Source organism: Lutimaribacter degradans (assembly GCF_023703375.1).
GTDB classification, from domain to species: domain Bacteria; phylum Pseudomonadota; class Alphaproteobacteria; order Rhodobacterales; family Rhodobacteraceae; genus Lutimaribacter; species Lutimaribacter degradans.
On the sequence record NZ_JAMQGO010000007.1, the window covers coordinates 58,593 to 73,893 of the forward strand.

Below are 15,301 nucleotides of genomic sequence, written 5' to 3' on the forward strand. Positions count from 1 at the left end.
GACCTAGCATGACCCACGCGATTCTGCCACTGTTACAGTCGTGCGCGATACAGCCGGATGCGCAGGCCCCCATGCGGCACGGCCGGCCCGGTATGCAAGGCCAGGCCAGTGGCCTTGGCCAAGCCGCCATCGCTGGTCACAAGCCCCAGGTGCCAGCCGGAAAACCGCGTGCGCAACACCTCGCCCAGCGCCCCGTAAAGCCCGAACAACGGCTTGCGGTCGCCGATCCGCGCACCGTAGGGCGGGTTGACGATGACGATACCGGGCGGCCCGTCGGGCGGGGTCAGGTCGCTGATCGCGCCTTCGGCAAAGAACGCCCAATCGCCAACCCCTGCCCGGCCCGCGTTGTCGCGCGCCATGCGCACCGCGCCCGCATCGCGGTCAACCCCGTAGAACCGCGCCTGCGGCACAGCGGGCCGCACAGTGCGCTTCATCGCGTCGAACGCGCCGGCATCGAACCCGGCCAGGTGCCGAAACGCAAATTCCCGGTCACGCCCCGGCCACAGGCCGGCGGCCATCTCGGCCGCCTCGATCACGAAAGTGCCCGAGCCGCACATCGGGTCAACCACCGTCTGCGTGCCGTCGAACCCCATCTGCCGCAAGAACAGCGCGGCCAGCGTTTCGCGCATCGGCGCCTTGCCCATGGCCTGCTTGTGGCCGCGCTTGTGCAGGCTTTCGCCCGAGCTGTCGACCGACAAAACCACCATGTCGTCGTCGATCCGCACCTTCAGCGTCACGGGGGCATCAGACGCCACACGCGCGCCGAACTCTTCGGTAATTGCACGCCCGATCCGTTCGGCCGCCGCCCGTTCATGGTAAATCTTCGAGCGATGGCTGGTAACCTCGACCCGCACCGGCACATCGACGCGCAGCACGTCACCCCACGGAAACTTGCGCGCCCGCTTGTCCAACTGCGCCAGGTGAAAGGCCCGGAATTCCCCCACCCGTACCAGAACCCGCGTGGCGCCGCGCAAGACAAGGTTCGCCCGCCATATCTCGGGCCAGCCGCCACGGGTGACAACACCCCCCTCGACCGCTTCGGGCAGCGCGAAACCCGCCAGGCGCGCCTCGTCGGCCAGAACGCGCTCCAACCCCGGGGGCGCGACAAGGAAAATCTCGAATTCGCTCATGCGCGCGGCATAGCGGGGATTGCCGCCGCGCAACAGGGGGAAATGGTGGGGGCTGCCCGCCCCCACCGCGGACCAGCCAACCGATCAGGGCCGCAACCGGCCTTCTCCGTCAAGCCGCTCCACCACCTGCATCACCTGCCGCAGCGCATCGTGCCGGCCCAACCGTTCCAGCATCTTTTGCACCTGTCGTTCCGTGCTTTGACCGCCCGCACGTTCCAGCGCCTCAAGGTCGCGCACTGTCACCAGCGCGGCCATTTCACGACGATTATTGTAGATCAGGAACCGCTGGCCCCGATGCGCCACGTCGCGGATCACCGTGCCGGGGCGGCGGCGCAGCTCGGCCATTTGCAGCGGCAGGCCCATATCGCATTTCGTCATGTCGCACCTCGTGTCGTTTCGGCCATCCTGCGGGCAAGCGGTTAACACGGGCTTGGCCCAGCGCACGCCACCCCGGTTAACGATGCGCAAACCCGCCGCGCGCCGCGTTTGGACGCGCGCGGTTTTCAGGGCAAATCGTGCAGTCGGGCCCGTATTGCACGACACCGCGCGGTTTCCGGGCGCGGGTTTCGGCGCGCGAGGGGCTGGAATGCTTTTGCAAACAATGGCCTGCCCCGCCGCCCCGGCAGGCGGCACGGCGTTGAAAAACCGCGCGCTTCGGCCCCGTGACCGCGCGGCCCGGCGGCAGGACGCATTACCGCCATTGACCGCACCGCCCCCCATGCTACCAAAGGTGCATGGCCCAGATATTCCTGCAAACCCTGCCGTTCTTTGCCCTGATAGGGCTGGGCTATCTTGCCGGTGTCACACGGTTTTTCACCGAAGAGGCGACCGCCTGGCTGACCAAGTTCGTGTTCTACTTTGCCCTGTCGGCAATGCTGTTCCGTTTCTCGGCCAACCTGTCGTTAACCGACGTGTTCGACCTGCGCTTCGTCACCGCCTATCTTTGGGGCACCGCCTTCATCTACGGCATCGCAACCGCCGTCGCGTTCCTGCGCGGTCTCAGCGTCGAAGAGGCCGCGATCGAGGCGCAATGCGCCGTCATCGGAAACGTCGGATTCCTTGGGATTCCGATGCTGGTGATGCTGCTGGGCGAGGCCGCGATTGCCCCCGTGATGTTGGTTCTGGCCGTCGACCTGGTCGTGTTCGGCTCGCTTATCGTGATCTTGATCACGGGCGCGCGCGATGGCCGCGTTTCCGTGAAAATCCTGAACACGGTCGGCATGGGATTGCTGAAAAACCCAATGATCGTAAGTATTTGCCTGGGCCTCACCTGGTCGGCGCTGGCCATCCCCATTCCGAAACCGTTGAATGATTTCGTGTCGATCCTGGGCGCTGCAGCCACGCCCGGCGCACTGTTCGCCATCGGCGCCAGCCTTGCCAGCAAATCGGCCGAGCGTTTGACAACCGCGGGCTGGCTGTCGTTCTGCAAGCTGGTCTTGCACCCGGCGGCGGTGGCCTTTGCCGCGCTGATCCTGTTCCCGGTCGACCCGTATGCCGCGGGCGTCATGATCGCGGCCGCCGCCCTGCCCGTGGCCGGAAACGTCTACATACTGGCGCAGCACTACGGTGTAGCACCACATCGTGTGTCCGCCTCGATCCTCGTGTCCACCCTCTGCTCCATCGTCACGGTTTCGGCCGTGATCGCCTGGGTCACCGGCTTCTGATCCTTGCCGCCAAGGCCCGCGTCCGGTAGCCATGGGCCAACTGGACGACAAGGGAACCAGACCATGGAAACCGTTTCTGAAAACCGCTGCTTCGGCGGCACGCAAGGCGTCTACACCCATAAATCCACCGCCACCGGCTGTGACATGACCTTTGGGCTGTTCCTGCCCGAAGAGGCGCAGGATGGCCCCGTGCCACTTCTGTGGTATCTGTCCGGCCTGACCTGCACGCATGAAAACGCGATGGTCAAGGCAGGCGCGCAGACCTGGGCAGCGGAACAGGGTATCGCCTTGATTTTCCCCGATACTTCGCCCAGGGGCGAGGGCGTGGCCGATGACGACTCCTATGATCTGGGCCAGGGCGCCGGGTTCTATGTGAACGCCACGCAGGCGCCCTGGGCGCCCAATTACCGCATGTGGGATTACATCGCCACCGACCTGCCCAACCTGGTGTTCGACACCTTTGCGCTCGACGCCGACCGGCAAGCCATCACCGGCCATTCGATGGGCGGGCACGGTGCACTGACGCTGGCGATGGGGCTGCCGGGGCGGTTCCGCTCGGTCAGCGCGTTTTCCCCGATTTGCCACCCCACGAACGGCGATTGGGGCCGCAAGCAGCTTTCAGCCTATCTGGGTGACGATGAAAGCACCTGGGCCGCGCATGACGCCACACTGTTGATGCGGGAAAAAGGGCTGGATATTCCGCTACTTGTCGATACCGGCAGCAGCGACCAGTTCATCGACCTGTTGCAACCCGAGGCACTGGCACAGGCCGTCAACGCCCGCCGCGTGCCAGCCAGCCTGCGCCTGCAAAAGGGCTATGATCACAGCTATTTCTTTGTCTCGACCTTCATCGAAGATCACGTCGCCTTTCACGCCGAAGCCCTTTATGCCTGACGCGCGAAATGGCTGATTACGATCTCATCATCATCGGGTCGGGCCCGGCTGGCCGCGCGGCAGCGATCCAGTCGGGCAAGCTGCGGCGCAAGGTGCTGGTCGTTGACCGCAAGGACAAGATGGGCGGCGTGTCGGTGCATACCGGCACGATTCCGTCGAAAACCCTGCGCGAAACGGTGCTGAACCTGTCAGGCTGGCGTGAACGCAGCTTTTACGGCCGATCCTACAGGGTAAAGGACGATATCGGCGCAGGTGACCTGAAAGCGCGCCTGCACATGACGCTTGAGCACGAGGTTGACGTGCTTGAGCACCAGTTCAACCGCAACCATGTCGACACGCTGCACGGGCTGGCGCGCTTTGTCGGCCCGCACGAGATCGAAGTCGCGACCGAGGCCGACGAAACCCGCCGCATCACCGCAGACAAGTTCCTGATCGCCACCGGCACCCGCACCTATCGACCCGAATACGTGCCCTTCAACGGGCGCACCGTGCTGGACAGTGACGAGTTTCTGGACATGCCCGAGATTCCCCGCTCGCTGGCCGTGGTGGGCGCCGGCGTGATCGGCGTGGAATATGCCACCATGTTCGCTGCGCTGGATGTGCGCGTGACGCTGATCGAGCCGCGCGACAGCTTTCTTGATTTCATCGACGCGGCGCTGATTTCGGATTTCACGCACCAGATCAAGGAAAACGGCGTCGATCTGCGGCTGGGCTCGCAAGTGGAAAAGATCGAAGACACCGGCAAGCACGTTGAGATCACCATGCAAAACGGCCGCCACGTGCGGGCGGAGATGATGCTGTTTGCCGCCGGCCGCATGGGCGCCACCGACAAGCTGGGGCTGGAAAAGGCCGGGCTGGAAACCGACCATCGCGGGCGGCTGTCGGTCGATCGCAAGACGTACCAGACGGATGTGCCGCATATCTATGCCGCCGGCGACGTGATCGGACACCCCTCGCTTGCGTCGACTTCGCTCCAGCAGGGGCGGGTGGCGGCCTGCCACGCGCTTGACACCCCGACCCTGCCGGAAAGTCCTTGGTTTCCCTATGGAATCTACTCGGTACCGGAAATCAGCACCTGCGGCATGAGCGAAGAGGAAATGCAGGAACGCGGCATCCCGTACGAGGTCGGCGTGGCACGCTTCCGCGAAACCAGCCGGGGCCATATCATGGGGTTGAACCATGGGATGCTGAAAATGCTGGTCAGCCTGAAAACCCGCCGCGTGCTGGGTGTGCAAATCGTCGGCGAAGGCGCAACCGAACTGATCCACATCGCCCAGGCGGTGCTGAACCTGAAAGGCACGGTGGATTACTTCGTTCAGAACACCTTCAACTATCCCACCCTGGCCGAGGCGTATCGCATTGCCGGGCTGGATGCGTTCAACCGCATGCCCATCCCCGAGGAATACAAGGTGCCCAAGGGCAACAAGGGCACATGACGCTGTTCATCGACGCCGATGCCTGCCCCGTCAAGGCCGAGGCCGAGCGCGTGGCCACCCGCCACAAGGTGCCGGTAAAGATCGTCAGCAATGGCGGTCTGCGCCCATCGCAAAACCCGTTGGTCGAAACGATTATCGTCGAGGCGGGGCCCGACGTGGCCGACATCTGGATCGCCGAGCGTGCGGGGCCGGGCGACGTGGTGATAACGGGTGACATCCCGCTGGCCGCGCGCTGCGTCGAGGCGGGCGCGCAGGTGCTGAAACACAACGGCGAGGCGCTGACTGGCGCGAATATTGGCACGGTGCTGGCCACGCGCGACCTGATGGCAGACCTGCGCGCCGCCAACCCCTTCATGCAGGGGGGCGGCAAGGGATTTACAAAGGCCGACCGCTCGCGTTTCCTTGATGCGCTGGAACGTGCTTTGCGCAAGGCGAAACAGGGGTAGTTGGATGCCAGAAGCCGTGGTTTTCGATATCGGGCGGGTGCTAATCCATTGGGAACCTGCCGCGTTTTACGACCGCGAAATCGGGCGAGATGCCCGCAAGCGCCTGTTCGCCGAAGTGCCGATAGAGTCGGCAAACCTTTCCGTCGATCGAGGCGAACCTTTCCGCGAAACGATTTACGGCTTGGCCGCCGAACACCCCGAATGGGCCGATGCGATCCGGCTGTGGCACGATCGCTGGCTTGAAATGGCCAGCCCCGCGAAAGATGATACCGTGGCGCTGATGCGTGCGTTGCAATCGCGCGGCGTACGCTGCTGGGCGTTGTCCAATTTCGGCGCCGAACCCTTCGAGATTGCCGAACAGGCCTATCCATTTCTGGCCGAGTTCGATGGCCGGGTCATTTCCGCTCATGTTGGCACGGTCAAGCCCGAGCCCGAGATTTACGAAACCCTGGAACTGGCCAGCGGCCTGTCGGGCGCAAGCCTGTTCTTCACCGATGACCGGCCCGAAAACGTCGCAGCCGCAACGGCACGCGGCTGGCATGGGCATTTGTTCGATGGAGCCAAGGGGCTGGCGCAGGCCTTGGTGGCCCATGGCCTGCTGACCGAAAAGGAGCTAGCATGACCGTTCCCTTCATCCCCTTCGACGCAGGCGAGAAACTGCTGGACTGGCTGGCGCTGTGCGCGGCCTTCGACGCCGGCCACCGTCTGCCCAAGGCGCAGATCGACGACATTTTCCTGTATCGTGACCCCGATACTCTGCTGAACCGCGCGGCCTGGATCGACGGAATGGGGCTGGCGGTGAAATCGGCCAGCGTTTTCCCGGGCAATCCAGGGCGCGGAAAGCCCATGGTCAACGGCGCGGTGACGCTGTTTGATGATCGAACGGGCGAGTTGGAGGCGCTGGTGGATTTTCACCTTGTCACCAAGTGGAAAACCGCCGGCGACAGCCTGTGCGCGGCGCGCAAACTGGCCCGCCCCGACAGCCGCAACGTATTGATCGTGGGCGCGGGCACGGTGGGCCGGTCGCTGGCCCAAGCCTATGGCGCGGGTTTTGCCGATGCGCGCTTTACCGTCTGGAACCGCACGCGCGAAACCGCAGCCAAAATGGCCGGTGACTTTCCCGGAATGGCCGTGGCCGATGACCTGGAAACCGCGGTGCGCGCCGCCGATATCGTAACCTGCGCCACCATGAGCACCAGCCCCCTTATACAGGGCGACTGGCTGCAACCGGGACAGCATGTCGACCTGATCGGCGCCTATCGCCCCGACATGCGCGAGGCCGACGATACCGCCCTGACCCGCGCGCGCATCTTTGTCGACAGTTACAACACCACGCTGGGGCATATCGGCGAGCTGAAGATCCCGCTGGAACAGGGCGTAATCAGCCGCGATGACGTGGTGGCCGATTACTATGCGCCCGATGCGTTCGCCCGACAGTCCGACGAAGAGATAACCCTGTTCAAGAACGGCGGCGGCGCGCATCTCGACCTGATGACAAGCCGCTACATCCTCGATGCCTGGCGTGCTGCCCAGTGACCTGAGGGCGCACGCCTTCAGGCGGGCGCGGTCAGGTGCCGCTCCTTCACCGGAAGGTGGACGATGGCCGAGAACGCGCCCACGGCAACGCCGATCCACCAGACCACGGTGTAATCGCCGTAGATGTCATACATCCGACCGCCCAGCCACACGCCCATGAAACTGCCCAACTGGTGGGAAAAGAACACGATCCCGTAAAGGGTGCCCATGTAGCGCAGGCCATAGATATGCGCGATCAGGCCGCTGGTCAGCGGCACGGTGGCCAGCCACAGTGCGCCCATGGCCACGGAAAACAACAGCACCGTGGCCGGCGTGATCGGAAACAGGATAAAGGCGGCGGCGATGATCGTGCGGCCGGTGTAGATGCCCGCCAGCAGGTATTTCTTGGAATACCGCTTTCCCAACCAGCCCGCGGTCAGCGTGCCCGCGATGTTTGCCAGCCCGATAAGCGAAATCGCCACCGCCCCAAGCGCCGAAGTGGTGCCAATGCCGATACTGTCCAGCATTCCGCCCGGCGCGATGGGGCCGCACATCTCGGTCACGAAAGCGGGGAAATGCGCGGTCACGAAAGCCAGTTGATACCCGCACGAGAAAAAGCCGAGAAAGATCAGCGTATAGCTGGGGTCACGAAAGGCACGGCGCAGGATCGTGCCCATGCTTTCCTCGATCTCGTCGCGGCTGGCGGCAGGGGCCCGCATGGCCGGAAGCAGCAAGAGCGAGGCAAGGATGGCAACGGCAAACACCAGGAATACCTGTTGCCAGGGCATTATCGTCAGCAGCCATTCGGCAACCGGCGCGCCGAACACCTGCCCCGCCGACCCCGCGGCGGTGGCGATGGCCAGGCTCATGGAACGGTTCTCGTCGCTGCTTGCCCGGCCAACCACGGCAAGGATCACGCCAAACCCGGTGCCCGCGATGCCGAACCCGACCAGGATTTCCAACATCTGGTGCGCCTCGGGCGTGACGGCAAAGGATGACAGCACCAGCCCCGCCGCATAGGTGAACGCCCCCAGGATTATCGCCATGCGATCGCCCAGGCGCTCGGCCAGTGCGCCGAACAGGGGCTGCCCGATACCCCAGGCCAGGTTCTGAATGGCTATGGCAAGGCTGAACTCTGCCCTGAGCCAGCCGAATTCCTCTGCAATCGGAATCTGGAACACTCCGAACGAGGCACGCACAGCGAAGCTGACAAGGATGATCATGCAGCCCACGATCAACACGGGCGTCATCATAGGGGTTTTTGCTTGCATGATCAGGTCTCCTGTCGCGTCGGCGCAAGATGCGTCGTGTCGCGCGACAGGTCAATCACCCTGACATGCTTCCTCTCTCCCGAAATATCCCGGGGGAGTCTGCCGCAGGCAGACGGGGGCAGAGCCCCCGAACGGCGCCGCACCATCGCTGCGGCGCCACACCTGTCACTCCAGCTCTTCGGGAAGGGCAAGGTTCAGAACGATCGCCAGCGCCGCCGCTGGCAGCAGGCCGCTGGTCAGCAGGATTTGCAGGCTACGCGGCAAATGCTGCAACGCGTCGGGCACCAGTTGCAGGCCCAGCCCCACCGAAAGGGATACGGCAAAGATCACCATGTTGCGGCGGTTCCAGTGCACCTCGGCCAGCATGTTGATACCCGCCGCGGCCACCATGCCAAACATCACGATCACGCCACCGCCCAGCACGTTGATCGGCACGGTCGATACGATTGCACCGATCTTTGGCACCAGCCCGCAAACGATGAGAAACACGGCACCGATTGTCACGACGTGGCGGCTCATCACTCCCGTCATCGAGATCAGCCCGACATTCTGGCTGAACGACGTGTTGGGCAGCCCGCCAAATATGCCCGCGATGGCCGTGCCCAGACCGTCGGCATAGGTGGCACCGGCGATTTCGCGATCCTCGGCCTCTCGGCCCGCGCCGCCTTTGCAAATGCCCGATACGTCACCCACCGTTTCGATGGCCGAGATCACGGCCATGAAACACATGCCGATGATGATGGCGGTGTTGAATTCAATCCCCCATTTGAATGGCATGGGCGGGGCGAAGACAGCGGCGTTCGCGACGTTGGCGAAACTTACCTGCCCCATACCAAGCGCCACGATATACCCGGCAATCAGCCCCAGAAGGACCGCGGCAACCGAAACCAGCCCGCGGGTGAAAAACTTGAGCCCCAGCGTGACCGCGATCACGACAAGCGCCGGAATCCACATCGCGGCCGTGCCGAACTCGGGTGAACCCTGCTTGGGCACGCCGCCCGCGGCATACTGGATGCCGACCTGGATCAGCGACAGACCGATCATCAGAACGATCAGCCCTGTCACCAAAGGCGGCAGGGCAAACCGGATGCGCCCGATCACCGTGCCCAGGAAAAAGTGAAAAACGCCGCCGATCATCACGCCGGTCATCAGCCCGGCCAGACCGGCCACGCCCTGCCCCGCAACCGCCGGAATCATCACCGGCAGAAACGCGAACGAGGTGCCCTGCACGATGGGCAGGCGCGCGCCAACTGGCCCCATGCCGATCGACTGAAACAGCGTTGCGATGCCGGCAAACAGCATCGCCATCTGGATCATGTAGATCATGTTCGGGAAATCCGGGCTGTTCGAGCCGAAGCCGAACCCGGCGGCCCCAGCAACGATGATCGCGGGTGTCACGTTGGATACGAACATCGCCAGAACGTGCTGTATGCCCAGCGGAACCGCGTGCGTCAGCGGGGGGGTGTAATTCGGGTCGCGCAGCTCGGCCGCGGTGCCCAGTGATGTATGTGTCATTGTCCCGGTCTCTCCTTGTTGGTTGCACCCCTTTTTCGATGGGGCTTTTGGTTAAGCTTCGACTGTCAGGGGCGGGTCGAGCCTGTACTCTTCAAGATTCGGCGTCGGGCCGATGCGGTCGACGACAGCAAACAGCCCCGGCGAATGAAGCGGCGTAAGCACCCCGTGCCAGGTGCCGCGGAACAGGTTTATGCCCTGCCCCGGCCCGGCCAGAAACGCATGTGGCTGGCCCGGCCGCCCGCCCGCGTCTGGCGCGACGATGACCAGCCAGTCATTGTGATGCATGGGAAGAAAGGCCTGGCTGCCCTCGGGGTGACGTTCCAGCAGGTCGCATACATATGGCAGGCTGCGCGGCTGCGCATCGAAGATGCTGATGCCCGCGCGGCCATCCACCCCGAAATCCAGCCGCGCGCGATCATGCCAGCGGCCGCAAAAGCCCGCGTTTATGACCCGGTCGGGGTCACCCGTGGCCTGCAGGACATCGCCATAAGCGGCGAAGTCGGCCGCGGTCAGTGGCTGGGTGCGAATGATGGGCATGGCGGGCCTCCGGCTGATGGTGGCAGGGGCCGTCTGCCCCCGCCCCCGGACGGTATTGCTAAAGCGCGGGAACGCGTAGCGAGGGGTGGCGGTTCACATCCTTGTAAAGAAGATAGCGAAATGGCTCATCGCCGGTGGCGATGCAGGCCTGCGGGCAAAAGGCGCGCAGCCACATGAAATCGCCCGGGCCTACCTCGACCCAATCCTTGTTCAACAGGTAGCGCGCGGTGCCCTGCAACACGTAAAGCCCGTGTTCCATTACGTGGGTTTCGGCAAAGGGAATACGCCCCCCGGGCAGGAAGGTGACGATATTCGCGTGCATGTCGTGGCGCAGGTCGGACGGGTCGACAAAGCGCGTGGTGCCCCACTTGTCGGTATTGGCCATCCAGTTCACCGGCGTGTCCTGGTCCGAGGTCACGAAGCTGTCCGGGCTTTCGATGCCCGGTGCCGGTTCATAGCGCTTGCGAATCCAGTGGAATTTCAACGGCGCATCGCCCGTGTTTCGGACCGACCAAACCGCACCCGGCGCAAGGTAAGCATAGCCGCCTGCCCGCAGGGTATGGGCGTCGCCCCCGATTTCCAGGGTCATTTCGCCATCGGCGACCAGGATGGCGGCCTGCGCGCCGGTCTCGGGCTCGGGGTTGTCCGAACCGCCGCGCGGCGCCACCTCGACCGCGTATTGCGCGAATGTTTCGGCAAAGCCCGACAGGGGTCGGGCGATGATCCAGGCACGCGCTTTCTGCCAACCAGGCAGGAAGCTGGTGACGATGTCGCGCATCGTGCAGGCGGGCAGCACGGCATAGGCATCGGTGAAAACCGCCGTTCCTTCGGGATCGACGCCTTGGTCCGGCAGGCCACCGGGAGGGAAGGCATAGGTCACAGCATATCCTCCAGGCGCAGGCGAGCGATGCGTTCCACCTGTGCGCAGGCGGTGGCGAATTCGGTTTCGGTGTCGTTGGCGATCCGGGTTTCAAAGGCGGCCAATATGCCAGCCTTGTCGTGGTCACGGACGGCGATGATGAAGGGAAAGCCGTGCTTGGACACGTAGGCGTTGTTCAACTCGGTGAACCGCGCGCGTTCGGCATCGGTCAGCGCATCAAGCCCCGCGCTGGCCTGTTCCGAGGTCGACTCGGCCGTCAGGCGTTTCGCAACGGCCAGCTTTCCTGCCAGGTCGGGATGAGCCTTCAACAAACCCAGCCGTTCATCATGGCTGGCGCTGCGGAACATCCGCGCCAGCGCGTTGTGCAGCCCGGCGGGGGTGTCATGCGCGGGGCCAAGTTCCAACCCATGCGCGCGCTCGGCGATCCAGGGCGAGTGTTCGAAAACACCGCCGAAACGGGAAACGAAGGTCTCGCGATCCATCTGGCTGGGCCTTTCGCGCCGCTTGTGCGGGTGGGTCTGGGCCCAGTGCCGCGCGATGTCGATACGGCGCGGGCACCAGACGTCATCGAACTTCTTTATATGGTCGATGAAGCGCTGCAGCCCCGCCAGTTTGCCGGGCCGCCCGATCAGGCGGCAATGCAGGCCGATGGTCATCATCTTGGGTCTGCCTGCCTGCCCCTCGGCGTAAAGCACATCGAACGCGTCTTTCAGATACTGGAAAAATTGCTCACCCGTGATGTAGCCGGGTGCGGTGGCAAAGCGCATATCATTTGCTTCGAGCGTGTAGGGAATGATCAACTGGTCACGCGCGCCGACCTCAAGCCAATGGGGCAGATCGTCGTCGTACATGTCCGAGATATAGGTAAACCCGCCTTCTTCGGCGACGAGACGCACGGTGTTTTCGCTGCAGCGCCCGGTGTACCAGCCAAGCGGGCGCGCGCCGACCACCTCGGTATGCAGGCGGATGGCCTCGGCTATCTGGGCGCGCTCCTGCTCTTCGGGCATGTCGCGATGCTCGACCCATTTCAGCCCGTGTGACGCGATTTCCCAACCGGCGTCCTTCATCGCCTCGACCTGTTCGGGGCTGCGCGCCAGGGCGCTGGCCACGCCGTAGACCGTTACGGGAATGTCGGACCCCGTGAACAGGCGGTGCAACCGCCAGAACCCGGCCCGCGCGCCGTAGTCATAGATCGACTCCATGTTCCAATGCCGCATCCCCTGCCAAGGAGCAGCGCCGGCGATGTCGCTCAGGAACGCCTCCGAGGCGGCATCACCATGCAGCACGCAGTTTTCGCCGCCTTCCTCGTAATTCACCACGAATTGCACGGCGATCCGGGCGCCGCCGGGCCATTGCGGGTCGGGCGGGTTGGGGCCGTGGCCGATCATGTTGCGCGGATAACGCTGCATCATGGACTCCTTCACAATTGAATGAGTTGTAAGACAGCCATGCCCCGCCATGCTTTCAAAAAATTCTTGAAACACTTTCCGGGGCTATTGATTGCCCTTTTTTCCTATGAAACCGCGGACCATCAGCTACCCTGCTGCGAAAAAGGAGCGCTTCATGGCTGACGGATACCTGACGACCCATGTACTGGATACCGCCCGCGGCGTGCCTGGCGACGGCATCCGGATCGAGCTTTTTCACCTGTCGGAGGAGCGGCGTGAAAAACTGGCCGAAACAATGACAAACAGTGACGGTCGCACCGACAGCCCGATTCTGCCCGTTTCCGAATTTGCCACCGGCACCTACGAACTGGTGTTCCACGCGGGCGATTACCTGCGCCGGCATGACCTTGCCGGCGACGCTCCACTGTTTCTGGACATCGTGCCTATACGTTTCGGCATGGCCGACCCGGACGCACATTACCATGTGCCGCTGCTTTTGTCGCCCTATGGCTATTCGACCTATCGCGGCAGTTAATCGTCGAATTTCTTGAGCATACGGCCCAGCACGCGCCCGCCCAGAACATGCATGTGCAGGTGCGGCACCTCTTGCACGCCGGCTTCGCCAGCGTTTGAAATAAGGCGGTAACCGTCGCCGTCATTGCCCGGCGCAACCTCGACCAGCTTGCACACCTCGCCGATGGCGCGGGCGTAGTCGGTGATTTCAGCCTCCGACGCCTGGGCCGCGAAATGATCGTAATTCACGTATGGCCCCTTGGGGATGACCAGAACATGAACGGGCGCCTGCGGCTGGATGTCATGAAAGGCCAGGCTGTGGTCGGTTTCCAGAACCGTGTTATTGGGAATCTCGCCGCGCAGGATTTTGGCAAAGATGTTCTGGTCGTCATAGGCATAGGCCATCGGGCACCTCAGTCAGCAAAGAGATAGTTTGTTTCAGCGATTTCTTGTGCCTTCTCTTCGGGTATCGAGAGGAATTTGGCAATCGGTGGCACGTTTTCCCCGATGCTGTTCGTCTCGCGGATGCGGTTGTGATTGTCGAAATTGGCATCGCGAATACGATCGGTTTCAAAGGTGATATCCTGCCGGATCGTCGGCAGCAGCCGTTCCAGCGTTTCGCGGGGCGTTTGCATGCCGGCCAGGCCCACGCGCATCGCGTGACCGATCAGGTAATCATCCGAGAACTGGCATTCGACCTCGAGCAACCGGGTTACGGAGCGGTCGCCGCAGAAATCATGCAACAGGTCGATGTTGTTCGGGTCCATGCACACGATCAGGCGGTCACTGTCAAAATAGTCGAACAACATTCGCATCAGGGCCCGACGGTGGCGCGTGCGTTTGCCGATCGTTGACTGGATGCCGCCAAGGTCGGGCAGTTGGGTGGATTCCTCGTTAAAGAGATATTCAATGGCCGGGATGTTGGTAACCTGGCGAATTTTCTCCAAAAGCCGTTTTGCCACGTGCCATTTCTTGCACACGATGATCATCAGCTCGCGTTCGCGGCCCAGTGTCGACTCGGTTTCCCAGAACCGGGTTGCAAACCGGCGGCCGATGCGCCCGCGCCCGGCGAGGAACTTGTAAAGGTTGCGCCCTTCGTTCGAGATCTGGAATACGACATCCTCGGCCGCGTAAAGCGCACCCAGCCTTGCGCGCAACTCTGTCGCCTCGGGGCTGACCTTGCGCGCGAACAGGAAATCCTGGCTGAGCAACATGTCGTAATGGTCATTATAAAGGACCACAGGCATACCGTAATCGGTGAACATCAGAAAGGTCAGCGTGCGATTGCGAATCTCGTTTTCGGGGACAAGGTGGCGCACGAGTGTTTGGAAAAAGGTTTCGTCGGGAATCCAGGTGGTGCGGAAAAAGCGCATCACGTCGTGGCGCTTGCGGGTGAAATCCAGAACCGATTCTATTGTGCGGCGGCGCAGACACCACCACTGGCTGCCGATCATTACCTGGATATCTTGTGGAATTTCACGCTTGAGCCCAAGCCGTTTCTGCGCTTCGAACATCCAGTAAAACCGGCGCTTTTGCGTACGCTCGTTGAACCAGTGGCGATAGATCAACCGCTCTTCCTTCCAGCCGGTCTTGATCCAGTCGCTTTCGAAATAATCGAAACTTTCGACATAGTCGCAGTCGTCACGGTCGAGGAATTCGTGGATGTACTCTGCCGTCTTGATGGCCATGCAATCGCCCGACAGCATGTAGAAATGCGTGGCGCGCGGAAACTCCTCAACCGCGGTTTCGACGGCGTTAAGCGTGGCCTGCACCAGGCTCCACTCACCCCAGCCGCATTTGATCCGCTTTTTGGGAAAGGCGACATTCGGGTTGTTCCGCAGCGCATCAAGAATTTTCTGATAGTCCGAGGCCTTGGCGCGCGCATCGAAATGGATCGCCATGTAATCGCCCACGGCGGTCAGGCGTTCAGCCTGCTTGATTATGGCTTCGGGGTCCTTGTGGCAAAGCAGGATAAATGCGATTTTCGCCATAAGGTTGCCTTAAAGCCTCTGTTTACTGGGTTACGCCGTCACGGTATCTAGATAAAGATGAACCCGCGTTGAATAAACAGGCGAAATTTGATTTTTTGAAATTTGCACGAGCGCAGCAGAT

General features: G+C 62.7%; 16 protein-coding genes. 7 read left to right on the top strand and 9 right to left on the bottom strand.

The genetic code is table 11. The features are described 5' to 3' along the window. Nucleotides 1-32: 32 nt before the first annotated feature. Both M8744_RS11540 and M8744_RS11545 read right to left on the bottom strand, forming a co-directional pair. Nucleotides 33-1,130: a THUMP domain-containing class I SAM-dependent RNA methyltransferase gene (locus M8744_RS11540; RefSeq protein ID WP_251416177.1), complete on the bottom strand. Its 1,098-nt coding sequence runs from the start codon at nt 1,128-1,130 to the stop codon at nt 33-35. A gap of 84 nt (nt 1,131-1,214) precedes the next feature. Next, nucleotides 1,215-1,508, bottom strand: a complete 294-nt coding sequence (locus M8744_RS11545) for a type II toxin-antitoxin system Phd/YefM family antitoxin (RefSeq protein ID WP_251416180.1) — start codon at nt 1,506-1,508, stop codon at nt 1,215-1,217. Nucleotides 1,509-1,864: 356 nt separating this feature from the next. Here M8744_RS11545 and M8744_RS11550 point away from each other — a divergent pair, with 356 nt between their 5' ends. The 6 genes from M8744_RS11550 (at nt 1,865) to M8744_RS11575 (ending at nt 7,106) form a co-directional block, all read left to right on the top strand. Continuing rightward, nucleotides 1,865-2,794 carry an AEC family transporter gene (locus M8744_RS11550; protein WP_251416183.1) on the top strand — a complete coding sequence of 310 codons (930 nt, stop codon included), beginning with the start codon at nt 1,865-1,867 and terminating at the stop codon, nt 2,792-2,794. Between the two features lie 63 nt (nt 2,795-2,857). After that, complete coding sequence (fghA, locus tag M8744_RS11555; RefSeq protein WP_251416186.1) at nt 2,858-3,688, top strand: S-formylglutathione hydrolase; 831 nt, start codon at nt 2,858-2,860, stop codon at nt 3,686-3,688. Nucleotides 3,689-3,696: 8 nt separating this feature from the next. Continuing rightward, the gene (gene sthA, locus M8744_RS11560) at nt 3,697-5,124 is read left to right on the top strand and encodes a Si-specific NAD(P)(+) transhydrogenase (protein ID WP_251416189.1); all 1,428 of its coding nucleotides are present in this window, start codon (nt 3,697-3,699) and stop codon (nt 5,122-5,124) included. Then, nucleotides 5,121-5,570: a YaiI/YqxD family protein gene (locus M8744_RS11565; protein ID WP_251416191.1), complete on the top strand. Its 450-nt coding sequence runs from the start codon at nt 5,121-5,123 to the stop codon at nt 5,568-5,570. The genes sthA and M8744_RS11565 overlap by 4 nt, the downstream gene beginning before the upstream one ends. Before the next feature lie 4 nt (nt 5,571-5,574). Then, nucleotides 5,575-6,192, top strand: a complete 618-nt coding sequence (locus M8744_RS11570; protein ID WP_251416194.1) for an HAD-IA family hydrolase — start codon at nt 5,575-5,577, stop codon at nt 6,190-6,192. Then, nucleotides 6,189-7,106 carry an ornithine cyclodeaminase family protein gene (locus M8744_RS11575; RefSeq protein WP_251416197.1) on the top strand — a complete coding sequence of 306 codons (918 nt, stop codon included), beginning with the start codon at nt 6,189-6,191 and terminating at the stop codon, nt 7,104-7,106. Before M8744_RS11570 ends, M8744_RS11575 begins: the two co-directional genes overlap by 4 nt. Before the next feature lie 17 nt (nt 7,107-7,123). Here the strand turns inward: M8744_RS11575 and M8744_RS11580 are convergent, their stop codons facing one another. The 5 genes from M8744_RS11580 to puuE form a co-directional block, all read right to left on the bottom strand. Continuing rightward, on the bottom strand, nt 7,124-8,356 hold the full coding sequence (locus M8744_RS11580; RefSeq protein WP_251416199.1) for an MFS transporter: 1,233 nt from the start codon (nt 8,354-8,356) through the stop codon (nt 7,124-7,126). A gap of 165 nt (nt 8,357-8,521) precedes the next feature. Then, complete coding sequence (locus tag M8744_RS11585; protein ID WP_251416202.1) at nt 8,522-9,871, bottom strand: uracil-xanthine permease family protein; 1,350 nt, start codon at nt 9,869-9,871, stop codon at nt 8,522-8,524. Between the two features lie 51 nt (nt 9,872-9,922). Then, nucleotides 9,923-10,408, bottom strand: coding sequence for an ureidoglycolate lyase (locus tag M8744_RS11590; RefSeq protein WP_251416205.1), 486 nt, complete (start codon nt 10,406-10,408; stop codon nt 9,923-9,925). Between the two features lie 58 nt (nt 10,409-10,466). Further along, nucleotides 10,467-11,288: a bifunctional allantoicase/(S)-ureidoglycine aminohydrolase gene (locus M8744_RS11595; RefSeq protein WP_251416220.1), complete on the bottom strand. Its 822-nt coding sequence runs from the start codon at nt 11,286-11,288 to the stop codon at nt 10,467-10,469. Beyond that, entirely contained in the window at nt 11,285-12,697 is a 1,413-nt protein-coding gene (puuE, locus tag M8744_RS11600) for an allantoinase PuuE (RefSeq protein ID WP_251416238.1), read from the bottom strand. Before puuE ends, M8744_RS11595 begins: the two co-directional genes overlap by 4 nt. Before the next feature lie 154 nt (nt 12,698-12,851). On the opposite strand from puuE, the gene uraH reads away from it, so the two are divergent. Beyond that, entirely contained in the window at nt 12,852-13,211 is a 360-nt protein-coding gene (gene uraH, locus M8744_RS11605) for a hydroxyisourate hydrolase (protein WP_251416256.1), read from the top strand. On the opposite strand, the gene M8744_RS11610 is transcribed toward uraH, so the two are convergent. After that, nucleotides 13,208-13,594, bottom strand: coding sequence for an HIT domain-containing protein (locus tag M8744_RS11610; protein ID WP_251416269.1), 387 nt, complete (start codon nt 13,592-13,594; stop codon nt 13,208-13,210). The two genes, uraH and M8744_RS11610, sit on opposite strands and share 4 nt — an antisense overlap. An 8-nt stretch (nt 13,595-13,602) precedes the next feature. Then, nucleotides 13,603-15,180 (bottom strand): DUF5928 domain-containing protein, encoded by a 1,578-nt coding sequence (locus M8744_RS11615; protein WP_251416289.1) that lies wholly within the window; start codon nt 15,178-15,180, stop codon nt 13,603-13,605. Between the last annotated feature and the right edge of the window lie 121 nt (nt 15,181-15,301).

Bases quoted from the DNA above. Each gene is read 5' to 3' on its own strand.
- sthA (WP_251416189.1), top strand. From the start codon at position 3,697: ATGGCTGATTACGATCTCATCATCATCGGGTCGGGCCCGGCTGGCCGC.
- M8744_RS11575 (WP_251416197.1), top strand. From the start codon at position 6,189: ATGACCGTTCCCTTCATCCCCTTCGACGCAGGCGAGAAACTGCTGGAC.
- M8744_RS11585 (WP_251416202.1), bottom strand. From the start codon at position 9,871: ATGACACATACATCACTGGGCACCGCGGCCGAGCTGCGCGACCCGAAT.
- M8744_RS11565 (WP_251416191.1), top strand. From the start codon at position 5,121: ATGACGCTGTTCATCGACGCCGATGCCTGCCCCGTCAAGGCCGAGGCC.
- M8744_RS11540 (WP_251416177.1), bottom strand. From the start codon at position 1,130: ATGAGCGAATTCGAGATTTTCCTTGTCGCGCCCCCGGGGTTGGAGCGC.
- M8744_RS11610 (WP_251416269.1), bottom strand. From the start codon at position 13,594: ATGGCCTATGCCTATGACGACCAGAACATCTTTGCCAAAATCCTGCGC.
- M8744_RS11570 (WP_251416194.1), top strand. From the start codon at position 5,575: ATGCCAGAAGCCGTGGTTTTCGATATCGGGCGGGTGCTAATCCATTGG.
- M8744_RS11580 (WP_251416199.1), bottom strand. From the start codon at position 8,356: ATGCAAGCAAAAACCCCTATGATGACGCCCGTGTTGATCGTGGGCTGC.
- fghA (WP_251416186.1), top strand. From the start codon at position 2,858: ATGGAAACCGTTTCTGAAAACCGCTGCTTCGGCGGCACGCAAGGCGTC.
- M8744_RS11545 (WP_251416180.1), bottom strand. From the start codon at position 1,508: ATGACGAAATGCGATATGGGCCTGCCGCTGCAAATGGCCGAGCTGCGC.
- puuE (WP_251416238.1), bottom strand. From the start codon at position 12,697: ATGCAGCGTTATCCGCGCAACATGATCGGCCACGGCCCCAACCCGCCC.
- uraH (WP_251416256.1), top strand. From the start codon at position 12,852: ATGGCTGACGGATACCTGACGACCCATGTACTGGATACCGCCCGCGGC.
- M8744_RS11615 (WP_251416289.1), bottom strand. From the start codon at position 15,180: ATGGCGAAAATCGCATTTATCCTGCTTTGCCACAAGGACCCCGAAGCC.
- M8744_RS11590 (WP_251416205.1), bottom strand. From the start codon at position 10,408: ATGCCCATCATTCGCACCCAGCCACTGACCGCGGCCGACTTCGCCGCT.
- M8744_RS11550 (WP_251416183.1), top strand. From the start codon at position 1,865: ATGGCCCAGATATTCCTGCAAACCCTGCCGTTCTTTGCCCTGATAGGG.